Consider the following 13,164-nt stretch of genomic DNA (forward strand, 5'->3'; position numbering starts at 1 on the left):
AGATAATGAGGTCTTCGAAAGGAGGCTTCATGAGTCGTTTGAAAGAACTGCGATTAGCAAGTGGACGGACCCAATCAGACGTCGCTGCGGAACTCGGCACAAGCCAACAGACTTACGCCCGGTGGGAAAATGGCAAAAGTGAACCGTCGCACGCCGTGCTGGTCAAGATTGCACATTTGTTTGGTGCCAGCATTGACCATATTCTGGGGCGCAGTTTGCCCGCGATCGATCAGCGGAATCGAATACCTTCGAAGAGAAAAGCTGCAAAGTATTGGGGGGATCTCGGTTTGCGCCCTCGAGGCGGCTCTCTGACGTTCGGGTTTCCCGTCACCGCAGAGCAGGCGGACCGTGTTCGACAGCGTGTCGCAAGCGTCGAGAAGCTTCCGGACTGGATCACCGTCGAGACGATGAACAACCGAGTCCTCGCGTTTCGGCCGAAGCAGATGCGGCGGATTTGGTTGGTAGACGAGGCTGACGAGTTTCCGGAAGAATTTCACTTCAACAATCCGTGTGATGGTCCGGCCGGGATGCCCCTCGAGGTTTACCGGGCAATGGTGGACTGGGCCGACCAGGCCCAAGGCGACGGAGACGCTTTCTCATGTCACCCGAAAGCGCTTCAAAAATCAGCCTTGGTGGCAATTAAACGTGCTGGATTCATCGATACTCCCGGTGCCCTCGGTGGACTCCTCCGAAACACCGTGATCCATCATGTCGGTGGCGAAATGGAAGCTTACGAGGTTGATCACGACGACCTCACGATGGCGATGTTTCACCTCGAGAACAGCAAGCATGTCGATGTTATTGAATTGTCCGGGACTGAAGAAAGATTTGAACGATTTCATCCACTTGATGATGTTGCAATGATTGAGTTCTCTGCAGTTGAATTGGAGGCAGCTTGGAACGAGGAACGGGGCGAGTATGAAGCGTAAGGAAATTTGGGCCAAGATTGGTTTCCCTTCCGGTTTGACCACCGCTCCCCAAACCACGACATCGGCTGAACGTAGCGCACTGGTTGCTGTTTGGAATGCCGATCAGAAGCGCTACGCCAAGGAATCGTTCAGAGGGTCGTACGGTCGATTTTCCAACTGGAGCGAGCTGTACTCCTTTCTCGTGCGTGAGCTTCTAAAGGATGACCGTTCACGTGCCGCGATCGCACGCGATGCTGGTATCAGCCCGCGCACCCTAAGTTATTTCATTCGCGCCGGGAAAATATCAGTGCCGCCCTTGGAACGAAAAAAGCCGGAGATCGCTATCGAATTCTCTGGAGGCCCACGCCGCCAAGCCGACCGTGGATTGTGACAAGGTTAGGATGCCACGGCGTCAACGTGCAGCTGGGGCCACGGTCACCGACCGTGGCCCCGCCGCACCGCGTGGTTCAGAAGGCCGCCGAGATCGAGAACACGACTTGGCCCGCCGCGATCGACGAACCGTCCTTGGTCGAGGAGAAGTTCGGCAGCAGATAGGCCGACTTCGCGCGCGTGATGTCGGTGCCGGTATAGGCGATGCCGAGCGTGACGGGCTTGAACGTCACATCCACCCCGACGAGATAATCGACATAGGAGCCGGTCGGCGCGACGCTGGTGCCGTTCGGTCCAAGGCCGGGGTTACCGTCCGAATAGCCCACATGCGCCTTGAACGTGGCCGGCGTCTTGGGAATGCCGACGCTTGCATCGCCCCACAGATAGAGGTTGTCCTCGCTTTGGCCGCGGCTTTGCGGCGTGTTCGAGAAATTGCCGAGCGCGCGCTGCTTGGGCGCGTAAGCGACGCCGGCGAGTGCAGTGACCGGGCCAAGCGTGCCCGACAGTTTGACATAGGGCTCGGCGAAGTCGGTCAGGTCGGAACCGCCCGGATACATGTACCAGGTCACGCCGACGTCGATCGCGGCACCGCTGCCGATGCTGCGCTTATAGCCGCCGATCAGATCGAGTTCCATGTTCGAGCCGCCGAACTGGCCCCAACCCGCCAGATTCGACCCCCAGGTTCCGACATAAAAACCACTTTCATGCGCGATTGTGATGCCGCCCTGAATCGCCGCTTCCTTATCGCTCTGCGAGACGCCGCGGAAACGGTAGTCGGACACGAGCGCAACCGAACCCGACACCGTAATCGGCGGGGGTGGCGCGGTTTCATCAGCGAATGCGGGGGTTGCGGACAGCATCAGAGCGACGGCTGCGGCGACTTGGATCTTCATGGGACCTCCAAATATGTTTGGTTAGGTTCCCGCCTGCTGCCCGGACCGTCGCTGCCTCTCCCCATCCGCGCATCTCCACAATGACGACGGGGGGACGGCGATCGGCCGAACACTGAAAAGCTATTCCTGGTACTTTGCTCGATTTATGCCGCATTGTGACGAAATGTTGCCACGTCTGGCTGTGCTCAACTCTGCGGCTTTTATGTCACGCTGCCGTTGCCCGTCGGCAACACAATCTCCGCGCGCAGGCCACCTTGCGGTCGGTTGGAGAGCTTGAAGGTCCCGTCATGTTCCGCCACCGCCTTGGCCACGATCGCCAGGCCTAGGCCGAGCCCGATAGTGTCGCGCCCGCGTGCCGCATCGAGCCTGACGAACGGATCGAGCACGCGCACCAAAGATGCTTCGGGGATGCCGGGTCCGTCATCCTCCACGCGCAACACGATGCGGTTGGGCTCCTGCATCAGGGAGAGGAACACGTGGTCGCCATATTGCAGCGCGTTCTCCACCAGATTGACCATCGCACGCTTGATCGTCAGGCGGCGCAGCGGCAGTTCGAGATGCGCTGGGCCGTCATAGGAGCCATCGCGTCCGCGATCGGCGATATCGTCGCACAGCGTGGAGAACAGCACGGCGAGATCGGTCATCGCCAGCGGCTCGACCTCGTCCTCGCCGCCGAGATAGGCCAGCAGTGATGCCACCATCGCAGACATTTCCTCGACATCCGCCTCGATCGAGGCGCGAATGCCGGGGTCGGCGATCTGATCTGCGCGCAGCCGCAGCCGGGCAAGCGGCGTGCGCAGATCATGGCCGACCGCGGCCAGGGCCTGGGTGCGATCCTCGATCAGCCGGTAGATGCGTGCGTGCATCCGGTTGAACGCGCCCGTCACGCGCCGCACCTCGCTCGGCCCGATTTCGGGGACGGCTTCGTCGCGATCGCTGCCGCTGCCGACGCGGTCGGCCGCCAGCGCCAAACGTCGCAGCGGCAGCAACGTACGGCGCACCAGCAAGCCGCCCATCAGGATCAGCATTCCCGCCGGCACCATCGCCAGCAGTACCCGCTCGACGACCTCATCGGGCATGTGGATCGCCTGGCGGGTGCGGAAATGCAGCCAGCTCCCGTCCGACAGCTTCACGCCCCCGGCCGTCACCGCGCCTCGGCCCGGCGATGACAGCGCCAGCCGCAGACCGGCGCGTGCCAGCACCGGCTCCCATCCCACGATCTGATGATACATCGGGTCGAGATCGGCACCGATCGGTGGCGGCGGCAGGCCGGGGCTCCAGCGGATTTCGTAGCGGCTGGTGGTGAGCTCGCGCGCCAGCGCCGGACGCGCCGCCGGTGCCTTTTCATCGACCAGTTTGCGCGCGATCAGCAAATGTTCGGCCAGCCGTCGCGCCTCATCGTCGCGTACCGAAAACTGACTGGCGCGTTCGTAAAGCAGCGCCGAGACGCCGAATTCGAGCACCATCGCCAGCATCAGGATCGCGAAGACCTGCCCGATCAGCCCGGCCGAACCGTGCAGCCGACGGAAGATGTTGGTGTTCAAGACCGCGCTCAGTCGCGCGTCACGGGGGCCGTGAACATATATCCAATGCCGCGCACCGTCGCGATCGGGGCTTCCGCACCAGCACTCGACAATTTGCGGCGCAGGCGGCTGACCAACACGTCGATGCTGCGATCCGAACTGTCGCCCAGCCGCGTGCGGGACAGTTCGATCAGCCGCTCACGCGCGATCACGCGACCGCTATGATCGCACAGCGTGACGAGCAGATCGAATTCCGCCCCGGTCAGATCGACCAGGCCGCCCGTCGGCGACAGCAACTCGCGTCGTGGCAGGTTGAGCGACCAGCCATCGAAGGTGAGGATCCCGGTCGCGCGCTGCTCGGTCGCCTGACGCTCCGCCCCGCCGCGACGCAGCACCGCGCGCACCCGCGCCAGCAATTCGCGCGTGCCGAACGGTTTGGCGATATAATCGTCCGCGCCCAGTTCCAGTCCGACGACGCGGTCGGTTTCCGATCCCTTGGCCGAGACGAAGATGATCGGCACGTCGCTCTTCTGCCGGATCGCGCGGCACAGATCGATGCCGTTGGTGCCGGGCAACATGATATCGAGCAGCACGAGATCGACTGGCCCTTGCCCCAGCGCCAGCCACATTTCGGGCGCGGTGCCGACGGGGCGGACGGTAAAGCCATTCTCCTGCAGCGCGCGCGTGGTCAGTGTGCGCAGCGGCGGATCGTCCTCGACGAGAACGATGGTCGGCATCAGCGTTGCGGGTTCGGCGGTCTGCATGTCCGGTGGGGGTAAAGCACCCGTCCGGCGCCGGTCAATGCGTCGGACATGCGGCAGTGCAGCAGAAACAATTCGTTACCGTGATGTGAAACACGAGCAAGGCGGTCCGCCTATCTCGAGGCTTCCATGACCTTTGAACCGTATCTCTCACGCCCGTTTCACGGCGGGCGCAGGTCCTGCACTCGCGGTATTGCCGCCGTGCGGGCGGAAACTTTCCCGGCTGGCGGTCGTTTCGCTTGGCGAATTAACGATGTCTCCGCGCCGTCAGGTATGTCACAAGCATGTGGGTTCGGTCCGGCGGGGCCGAGCGTGAATTTTTAATCGTTCGTAGAGTCTGGCGAGGGTTTAGTGGCAGCCGAACGTGTAGGGTGGCGCATCGCGACGCGGTGGCTGGCGGAGATCGTCGGTCCCGAAATGCCGTATGTCCGGCTGGCGATGCTCTATGGCGTGGCCATCAGCCTGTTGTCGCTGGCGACGCCGATTTCGGTGCAATTGCTGATCAACAGCGTCGCCAATACCGCTCTGCCTGCGCCCCTGTGGACGCTCAGCGGCTTGCTGCTGGCGCTGTTGCTGCTCGTCGCCGGGTTGAGCGCTTTGCGCGTGTGGATGATGGCGCTTTTCGAACGACGCCTGTTCGCGCGAATCGTCGCCGAGATCACCGTACGCGCCGTCCATGCGCAGAACCCGTTCTTTTCCGACCAGAATCGCGGCGACCTGTTCAATCGCTATTTCGATCTGGTGGTGGTTCAAAAGGCGGTGCCGAGCCTGGTGATCGGAGGGTTCACGATCATTCTGCAATCGGCGGTCGGGCTTGCGGTCACCAGTTTCTATCACCCCTTCTTCCTGGGCTTCAACGCGCTGCTGGTGCTGACCGTCCTGGCAATCTGGTTGATCTGGTCGCGCGGGTCGATCAGTTCGGCCGTCGGGCTCAGCCATGCCAAGCACGATGCCGCGCGCTGGCTGGAGAGCGTCGGCGGATCGAACGGCTTCTACAAATCGAGCCGCCATCTCGATTTCGCGATGGATCGATCTGAGGAGGCCACCGCGCACTATATTCGCCAACATCGGCGCTATTTCCGCTACAGCTTCACACAGACCGTCGCCTTCCTGCTGCTCTATGCGCTGGCGAGCTCGGCCTTGCTCGCGCTTGGAGGCAATCTCATCCTCAGCGGTGAATTGTCGATCGGGCAATTGGTGGCTGCCGAACTGATCCTGAGCGGTGTGTTCTACGGCGTCGCGCAGCTCGGCTGGTATCTCGATTCGCTCTACGATCTGATCGCCAGTTCCGAGGAATTGTCGCTGCTCTTCGCGATCCCGCAGGAGCCAGCCGTCACGGTCGCGGGGCGCGCGCCCGCCGATGGGGCGGTGCGGCTCGACGGCGTGGTCACCGAAGGCGCGCGCTTCGACTTCGCGCTGGCCGCGGGCGAGCAATTGGTCACGCTGACCGATGGCGGGGCGGAACGGATGCTGGCCATGGTGCTGAAGCGTCACGTCGTGCCCGAGCGCGGGCTGGTGACCGTCGGCGGGTCGGACATCGCCTCGTTCGACATGTATCTGCTGCGGTCCGAAGTGATGGTGCTTGATCGCCCGTCGATCGTCGAAGTGAAGATCCGCGAATATCTCTCGCTCGCGTTCGAGGATGCCGCTTCGAGCGCTAGCTCCAGCGCGATGCTCGAAGCGCTGGAGGCGGTCGGTTTGCGGGATCGCGTCGCGCGCCTGCCGCAGGGGCTCGACACCACGCTCGCCAATTCGGGCTATCCGCTGTCGATCGGCGAATTGATGGCGTTGAAGCTCGCCAACGCGCTTCTGGTGAAGCCGCACGTGCTGATGCTGTCGCAACTCTACGACCTCTTGCCGACCGAACGCCTGCTAAGCGTGCTGGCACGCCTGCGGGAGGCGGGGACGACGGTGCTGCTCTCGACCGGTCGCCCGGAGGACATAACGCTCGACGGCTGGTTCTATCTCGAGCCGCACCGCCAGCGTCGCTTCGAAACCCGCGAGGCGCTGGTCGCCGCGCAGCAACAGGGGGCGGGCCATGCCGTACAAGGCTGAACGCCTCGCCCATTTCAAGACACTCGCCAGCATGCGCCCGCCGCGCTTCGGCGTGGTCATGGCGTGGATGCTGGTGCTGGGCATCGCGATGTCGGTCGCGATCATGGCTTTCGTGCCGTGGCTGCAGACCGCCGCTGGCGCGGGCCAGGTCGTCGCGCTCGATCCCGACGAACGGCAGCAACAGGTCACCGCGCTGGTGCCGGGTCGGGTCGAACAATGGTTCGTCAAGGACGGGCAGCATGTGAAGCGCGGCGATCCGATCGCGCGCGTGGTCGATCTCGATCCCGACCTGCTGACCCGCCTTGCCGCCGAACGCGCGCAGGTGCTCGCCGAAATTGCCTCGGTCGAACAAAGCCGTGCGGTCGCCAGCATCGACGTCGCGCGTTCGCGCCAATTGCTGGCCGAAGGGCTGGGGTCGCGGCGCGATTACGAACAGACGCAGATCAAGGTCGCCGACACCGGCGCGAAGCTCGCCGAATCGCGCGCCAAGCTCAACCGCATCGAGGTGCAGCTCAACCGCCAGTCCGCACAGCTCGTTCGTGCACCGCGCGACGGGCGGTTGCAGCAGTTGAACGCGGTCAGCGGGAGTGCGGTCGTCTCGGCGGGCACGGTGCTCGCAGTGGTCGCGCCCGAACGCGTCGAGCGCGCGGTCGAGCTCTATATCGACGGACGCGACATCCCGCTGGTGCGGGTGGGGCGTCATGTCCGGTTGCAATTTGAAGGATGGCCCGCGATTCAGTTCAGCGGCTGGCCCTCGGTCGCGCAGGGGCTGTTCGACGGGCGGGTGCGTTCGATCGATCCCAATGCCACGCCCGATGGCCTCTTCCGCATCCTGGTCGAGCCGCTGCCGGGCAAGCCTGGTTGGCCCGGCACCGAATATGTCCGCCCCGGCGGCAAGGTGCGCGGTTGGGTGCAGGGCGAAACCGTGCTGATCGGCTATGAATTGTGGCGCCAGCTGAACGATTTCCCGCTGGAATTTGGCAGCCGTCCGCAGGTCGAGATCAAGGGCAAGGCCAAGATCCCGAACGCCGGCGCCAAGAAGGGCGAGAGCAAAGACGAAACCGAAGCGAGCAAGAAATGATCGCACGCATCGTGTCTTGGCTGGCCGCCGTTCTGCTGGCGGCGCTGGTGCCCGTCGTGGCGGTGGCGCAGGTCGCGCCGCGCGTCGCGCCGTTGACGCTGGACGAGGTGCTGCGCTCCTCCGCGCGCGGCGCCCCGCAGATCATCGAGCAATTGGCGCGGGTTCGTTCTGCCGAGGGTCGCGCGCTGACGGCGGAGGGGGCGTTCGATACCGTGTTCGACGTCGACGCCCGGTCGCGGGTCGCGGGCTATTATGACGGCACGGTGATCGAAGGCCGCGCTACCCGCCCGCTGACCAACAATGGCGGCTACGTCTATGGCAATTACCGCGCGTCGCGCGGCTCCTTCCCGATCTATGAGGATCAGGCCTATACCAACCGCCTGGGCGAGGCGAAGGTCGGTGCGCTGTTCGCGTTGCTGCGCGACCGGGTGGTCGACGAACGCCGCACGCGCCGCGCGGTGGCCGCGACCGACATCGACGTGGCGCGCTTCGAAGGCGAAATGGCCGCGATCGGGGTGCAGCGCCGCGCGGTCGATGCCTATCAGACCTGGGTCGCGGCCGGTCTGCGGCTGAGCGCGTATCGCGACTTGCTGGAGCTTGCCGAGACACGGCGCAAGGCGTTCGCGCGGCTTGTGCAACTCGGCGCGCGACCGGAAATTCTGCTAACCGAGAATGATGCGAACCTGGTGCGCCGTCGCGGCCTCGTGCTGCGCGCCGAACAGGATCTGGCGAGTGCCGCCAACGCCCTGTCGCTCTATCTGCGCGATGCGGACGGCAACCCTGTCACCGTGTCGCCGGATCGGCTGCCGCGCGACGCGAGCGCGCTGTCGGGTGTGCCGCGCGATCCGACGCCTGCGGCGCCGACCGAACGGTTCGATTATCGCGTGATCCTGACACGGATCGACCAGGCGACGGCGCGGCTGTTGCAGGCGGAGAACGAACTGTCGCCCCGGCTCGATCTGCGCGGCGAGGTCGGCAAGGATTTGGGCGCGGTCGGTCGCGGTGGGTCGAGCCGCACGCCGCTGGAGGCCGTGGTCGGTTTCCGTTTCTCGGTGCCGCTGCAGAATCGTGCGGCAAAAGGCCGCGTAGCCGAGGCGCGCGCGGAAATCGACGCGCTGCACCAGCGTAGCCGCTTCCTGCGCGATCAGATCGCGGTCGAGGTCGAATCGATCGTGATCTCGGCCGATGCCGCCGAGCGCCTGGCCAAAGTCGCCGATACCGAACGCAGTCTTGCCGACAAATTGGCCGCGGCCGAACGCCGCCGCTTCGAACTCGGCACCGGCGACTTCTTCCTGGTCAATCAGCGCGAGGAAACCGCCAATGACGCGCGCATCCGCCTGATTGACGCGCAGGCGCGCATCGCCGCCACGCGCGCCGAACTGGCCGCCGCCACCGCCGATCGCGCCGCGCTGGGCCTGACGCGCTGACCCGCCCGATTGCTTAGGGGTGCACGGCCGGTACAGGCGGGCGGTCATGGCCGGCCGGATCCAGCGGCCGCGACCGGAGTTTCTGCCTGATGCCCGCCCAGCCCGACCCCACCGAAGACATCCGCCATCCCCCCTGGACAGTCGTCACTGTCATCGCGGTCGCCCTGGCTGGCGGGGTGCTGTGGTTGCTCGGCTGGGCAGTGGGAGAGGTCGGCGAGGGCGAACTTCGCTTTCCGTTCGACCGGGCGATCCTGTTGTGGGCGCGCGGCGGCGTGGCGCACGGCCCGCCGCCCGGGCCGCCGCTCCTCACGCAGACGATGCTCGACATCACTGCTTTAGGCGGGGTGACGGTGCTGGTTCTGGTGACGTCGCTCGTCGCTGGCCTGCTGATCGCGTCGCGCCACTGGCTGACGCTAGCGCTGGTGGTGTCCGGCACGCTCAGCGGGTCGCTGGTGGTGGGCGCGGTGAAGGGTCTGGTCGGGCGGGCGCGGCCGACCGTTACCGATCATCTGGTGCACGTGTATGATGCGAGCTTCCCCAGCGGACACGCCGCCAACAGTGCGTGCGTCTATCTGACGCTCGCCTTGCTACTGCTCCAGATTACCGAAGGGCGTGCGGTGAAGCGCTACATCCTTTTCGCGACGATGCTGCTGGTCACCGCGATCGGCACCAGCCGAATCTATCTCGGCGTGCATTGGCCGAGCGACGTGCTCGGGGGATGGATCTTTGGCGCGCTCTGGGCAGTCGCCTGGTGGGCGCTGGGGTCGGCGATTCGCCTGCGGGTGGCGGGCGCGACCCCGACCCAGCCGGAATAGCGTTAACGCCCCACTAATTGGCGCTGCGATCGCAACACAGCGAAGGCCAAATCGCTTAGAAAAGCGACGAAACGGTATTGTGATAGTATCTCATTACATATAGTGCGCTGCAGCACATTCCGTTGAAGGTCTCTCCATGAAATCGAAATTCGTTCTTCTTGCCTCTGCCATGCTGTTTGCCGCGCCTGCGATTGCGCAGACGACCCCGCCCGCCATTACCCCTGGTGATCAAGGCCCCGACATCGTGGTGACTGGCGTTGTTCCGAAGAGCGAGACCGACGTGCTGGCCGGCACTTCGGTGCTGCGCGGGGCTGAACTGACGCGCAGCCTGCGCCCGACGATCGGCGAGACGCTCGCCAAGCTGCCCGGCGTATCGGCGACCTCGTTCGGGCCGAGCGCGTCGCGCCCAGTGCTGCGCGGTTTCCAGGGCGAGCGCATCCGCGTGCTGACCGACGGGATCGGATCGATCGACGTGTCCAACACCAGCGTCGATCACGCGGTCATCATCGATCCCCTGCTTTCGGAGCGGATCGAGGTGCTGCGCGGCCCATCCGCCTTGCTCTACGGTTCGTCGGCGGTCGGCGGCGTGGTCAACGTGATCGACACGCGCATCCCGCGCTCGGTGCCCGTCAACGGCTATCGCCTGTCGGGGATCGGCACCTATGGTTCGGCGGCGAATGAACGGACGGTCGGTGCGGCCGGCGACGTGGCGTTGGGCAAGCATTTCGTCGTCCATGCCGACGGTTCCTATTCCAAGTCGGACGATCTGCGAATCGGCGGCTATGCGCTGACCGCGCAGCGCCGCCGCGAAGCGCTCGCGACCAGCTTGCTCCCGGTCGATCCGTCCGATCCCGAACCGATAGATTATGCCGCCAATGCCGCAGTGCGCGGCACGCTGCCCAACACCGCCGCGACGACCTGGACGGCGGGCGTCGGCGCATCGCTGATCACCGACACCGGCTCGCTCGGCGTGTCGTACAGCCATTATGACAGCCTCTACGGCGTGCCGATCCGCTACGCCACGCTGCCGGGCGAAGAACAGGAAGCCCCGCGCCTCAGCATCGTACAGAACCGCGTCGATCTGCGCGGCGAAGTGAAAACCGGTGGCGGCTTCCTAGACAGCATCCGGATCCGCGCGGGCCATGCCACCTATCGCCATTTCGAACTCGAACCCGACGGGGCGGTCGGCACGGCATTCTTCAACAACGGCACCGAAGGCCGCCTCGAACTCGTGCAAGCCAAGCGCGGCGCGTGGCAGGGCGCATCGGGCGTGCAGTTCTTCAACCGCGTGTTCGACGTGAAGGGCGACGAAGCCTTCCTGCCCAAGAACGAGACCAACCAGACCGGCCTGTTCACGCTGCAACAACTCGATTTCGGCAAGCTCAAGGCCGAGGCGGGGGTGCGCTATGAAATGACCGACGTCGCCGCGCGCACGCCGGCCACCGACCTGCGCTTTTCCGGTGCGGCGCGGCGATTTGACGCGGTTTCGGGCTCGGTGGGCTTCTCCTATGGCCTGACCGACGCCGTGCGCGTCGGCATCAATCTGTCGCACACCGAACGCGCTCCCTCTGCCGAGGAATTGTTTGCCAATGGCGCGCACGCCGGCACGCAAGCCTATGAGCTCGGCAATCCCAACTTCCGTTTGGAGCGGAGCAACGGCGCCGAACTGACGCTGCACGCACATGGCACCGGCTACAGCCTCGATGCCTCGGCCTATTACACGCGCTTCAACAATTATATTTCGGAAAATCAGGTCGATCAGTCGATCTGCGAAGCCGCCGCCGCGCCTAGCGGACGGACGGTCGATTTCCCCTGCTTCCAGTCGATCCAGGCGGATGCGACCTATTACGGCGTCGAGGCCGAGGGATCGGTCCTGCTCGGCCAGATCGGGGGGTACAAGATCAACGCCGATGTGCTCGGCGACTATGTCCGCGCGACGATCCGCGATCAGGGTCCGGCCCCGCGTATCCCGGCGGCCCGCGTGCTCGGCGGCCTGGAAGCGCAATCGGACAAGCTGACCGGCCGCGTCGAGGTCGAGCATGTGTTCGACCAGAACCGCATCCGCGCGTTCGAAACGGCGACGCCGGGATACACGATGGTCAACGCCTCGGTCGCGGTTACGCCGTTCTCGACCATGCCGAAACTGTCGCTGACGCTCAGCGCGAACAATCTGTTCGACGTCGATGCCCGCCGCGCGGCGAGCTTCCTCAAGGATTTCGCCCCGCTCGCGGGTCGCGACATCCGCGCGACGTTGCGGTTCAGCCTGTAACGATCATCCCCGGGAGCGCTCGCTGAGCGTGCGCTCCCACGTAAGCGCATCGCGTACGATCGTGTCGAGATCGGCCCGCTGCGGCGTCCAGTCGAGCGTGGCGAGGATCGCGCTGTTATCCGCGACCAGTTCGCCCGCATCGCCCGCACGGCGGCCCTCGACCACGCGGTTAAGCTTCATATTGGTCACCCGGTCTACGGCATCGAGGACTTCGAGCACCGAAAAGCCCTTGCCATAGCCGGCGTTGAGCGTGTGGCTCTTGGTCGGCTCGGCCACCAGCAAGTCGAGCGCCGCGACATGCGCCGCCGCCAGATCGCTGACATGGATATAGTCGCGCACGCCGGTGCCGTCGGGCGTCGCATAATCGGTGCCGTACACGCCGACGCTCGCGCGCTTGCCCAGCGCCGCCTCGACCGCAATCTTGATCAGGTGCGTCGCGCCGACGGTCGATTGTCCGCTGCGCTGTTGCGGGTCGGCACCTGCCACGTTGAAATAGCGCAAAGCGGCGTAATTGATCGGATGCGCCGCCGCCACGTCGCGCAGCATCGCCTCGGTCATCAGCTTCGACGTGCCATAGGGGTTGATCGGCACGGTCGGGTCGCCCTCCGCCACTGGCACCTTCTCGGGCGTGCCATAGGTGGCTGCGGTCGAGGAGAAGATGAAATGCTTCACCCCCGATACGACCGCGCTTTCGATCAGCGCACGGCTCGCGACCGTGTTGTTGCGGTAATATTTGAGCGGGTTGCTGACCGATTCGGGTACGATGATCGACCCGGCGAAGTGCATCACCGCCGCGACGTTGTGATCGCGCATCGTCGCGCGGACCAGCGCGTCGTCCTCGATTTCGCCCGTCACCAGCGTCGCGCGCGGGTCGACCAGCCAGTCGAACCCGGTCGACAGATTGTCGTACACCACCACGCGGTGTCCCGCATCGAGCAGCGCCAGCACCGCATGGCTGCCGATATAGCCCGCGCCGCCCGTTACCAGTACCGATCCGTCCAGCATCTGTGCCTCACCCTTTATGTCGCGGTCCCGCGTCCCT

11 protein-coding genes are annotated in these 13,164 nt (G+C 64.8%); 7 read left to right on the forward strand and 4 right to left on the reverse strand.

Annotation, left to right across the window (positions count from 1 at the left end; genetic code table 11):
- Positions 1–29: 29 nt before the first annotated feature.
- Positions 30–929: a helix-turn-helix transcriptional regulator gene (locus AB5I39_RS09725; RefSeq protein ID WP_404365861.1), complete on the forward strand. Its 900-nt coding sequence runs from the start codon at positions 30–32 to the stop codon at positions 927–929.
- Positions 919–1,299: a hypothetical protein gene (locus AB5I39_RS09730; RefSeq protein WP_404365864.1), complete on the forward strand. Its 381-nt coding sequence runs from the start codon at positions 919–921 to the stop codon at positions 1,297–1,299. Before AB5I39_RS09725 ends, AB5I39_RS09730 begins: the two co-directional genes overlap by 11 nt.
- Positions 1,300–1,375: 76 nt before the next feature.
- Here AB5I39_RS09730 and AB5I39_RS09735 read toward each other — a convergent pair whose 3' ends face one another.
- The 3 genes from AB5I39_RS09735 to AB5I39_RS09745 all read right to left on the reverse strand — a co-directional run bounded on the left by AB5I39_RS09735 (position 1,376) and on the right by AB5I39_RS09745 (position 4,478).
- A complete protein-coding gene (locus tag AB5I39_RS09735; RefSeq protein WP_404365867.1) occupies positions 1,376–2,191 on the reverse strand; it encodes a TorF family putative porin in 816 nt (271 codons plus the stop codon).
- A gap of 200 nt (positions 2,192–2,391) precedes the next feature.
- Positions 2,392–3,666 carry an ATP-binding protein gene (locus AB5I39_RS09740; RefSeq protein ID WP_404374102.1) on the reverse strand — a complete coding sequence of 425 codons (1,275 nt, stop codon included), beginning with the start codon at positions 3,664–3,666 and terminating at the stop codon, positions 2,392–2,394.
- A gap of 77 nt (positions 3,667–3,743) precedes the next feature.
- Positions 3,744–4,478, reverse strand: a complete 735-nt coding sequence (locus AB5I39_RS09745) for a response regulator (RefSeq protein ID WP_404365870.1) — start codon at positions 4,476–4,478, stop codon at positions 3,744–3,746.
- Between the two features lie 348 nt (positions 4,479–4,826).
- On the opposite strand from AB5I39_RS09745, the gene AB5I39_RS09750 reads away from it, so the two are divergent.
- From AB5I39_RS09750 to AB5I39_RS09770, 5 genes are all read left to right on the forward strand, one after another.
- A complete protein-coding gene (locus AB5I39_RS09750) occupies positions 4,827–6,530 on the forward strand; it encodes an ABC transporter ATP-binding protein (RefSeq protein ID WP_404365873.1) in 1,704 nt (567 codons plus the stop codon).
- Complete coding sequence (locus AB5I39_RS09755; RefSeq protein WP_404365876.1) at positions 6,514–7,611, forward strand: efflux RND transporter periplasmic adaptor subunit; 1,098 nt, start codon at positions 6,514–6,516, stop codon at positions 7,609–7,611. The genes AB5I39_RS09750 and AB5I39_RS09755 overlap by 17 nt, the downstream gene beginning before the upstream one ends.
- Entirely contained in the window at positions 7,608–9,038 is a 1,431-nt protein-coding gene (locus AB5I39_RS09760; RefSeq protein WP_404365879.1) for a TolC family protein, read from the forward strand. Before AB5I39_RS09755 ends, AB5I39_RS09760 begins: the two co-directional genes overlap by 4 nt.
- Positions 9,039–9,127: 89 nt before the next feature.
- Entirely contained in the window at positions 9,128–9,853 is a 726-nt protein-coding gene (locus AB5I39_RS09765) for a phosphatase PAP2 family protein (RefSeq protein ID WP_404365881.1), read from the forward strand.
- Positions 9,854–9,989: 136 nt separating this feature from the next.
- On the forward strand, positions 9,990–12,122 hold the full coding sequence (locus tag AB5I39_RS09770; RefSeq protein ID WP_404365883.1) for a TonB-dependent receptor: 2,133 nt from the start codon (positions 9,990–9,992) through the stop codon (positions 12,120–12,122).
- 3 nt (positions 12,123–12,125) lie between these two features.
- Here AB5I39_RS09770 and galE read toward each other — a convergent pair whose 3' ends face one another.
- Entirely contained in the window at positions 12,126–13,127 is a 1,002-nt protein-coding gene (galE, locus tag AB5I39_RS09775) for a UDP-glucose 4-epimerase GalE (protein ID WP_404365885.1), read from the reverse strand.
- Between the last annotated feature and the right edge of the window lie 37 nt (positions 13,128–13,164).

Source organism: Sphingomonas sp. MMS24-J45, assembly GCF_044881195.1.
Classification (GTDB): Bacteria; Pseudomonadota; Alphaproteobacteria; order Sphingomonadales; family Sphingomonadaceae; genus Sphingomonas.

Excerpts from the sequence above, each read along its gene's own strand:
- AB5I39_RS09725 (WP_404365861.1), top strand. The coding sequence starts at position 30 with ATGAGTCGTTTGAAAGAACTGCGATTAGCAAGTGGACGGACCCAATCA.
- AB5I39_RS09730 (WP_404365864.1), top strand. The coding sequence starts at position 919 with ATGAAGCGTAAGGAAATTTGGGCCAAGATTGGTTTCCCTTCCGGTTTG.
- AB5I39_RS09735 (WP_404365867.1), bottom strand. The coding sequence starts at position 2,191 with ATGAAGATCCAAGTCGCCGCAGCCGTCGCTCTGATGCTGTCCGCAACC.
- AB5I39_RS09740 (WP_404374102.1), bottom strand. The coding sequence starts at position 3,666 with ATGCTGGCGATGGTGCTCGAATTCGGCGTCTCGGCGCTGCTTTACGAA.
- AB5I39_RS09745 (WP_404365870.1), bottom strand. The coding sequence starts at position 4,478 with ATGCAGACCGCCGAACCCGCAACGCTGATGCCGACCATCGTTCTCGTC.
- AB5I39_RS09755 (WP_404365876.1), top strand. The coding sequence starts at position 6,514 with ATGCCGTACAAGGCTGAACGCCTCGCCCATTTCAAGACACTCGCCAGC.
- AB5I39_RS09760 (WP_404365879.1), top strand. The coding sequence starts at position 7,608 with ATGATCGCACGCATCGTGTCTTGGCTGGCCGCCGTTCTGCTGGCGGCG.
- AB5I39_RS09765 (WP_404365881.1), top strand. The coding sequence starts at position 9,128 with ATGCCCGCCCAGCCCGACCCCACCGAAGACATCCGCCATCCCCCCTGG.
- AB5I39_RS09770 (WP_404365883.1), top strand. The coding sequence starts at position 9,990 with ATGAAATCGAAATTCGTTCTTCTTGCCTCTGCCATGCTGTTTGCCGCG.
- galE (WP_404365885.1), bottom strand. The coding sequence starts at position 13,127 with ATGCTGGACGGATCGGTACTGGTAACGGGCGGCGCGGGCTATATCGGC.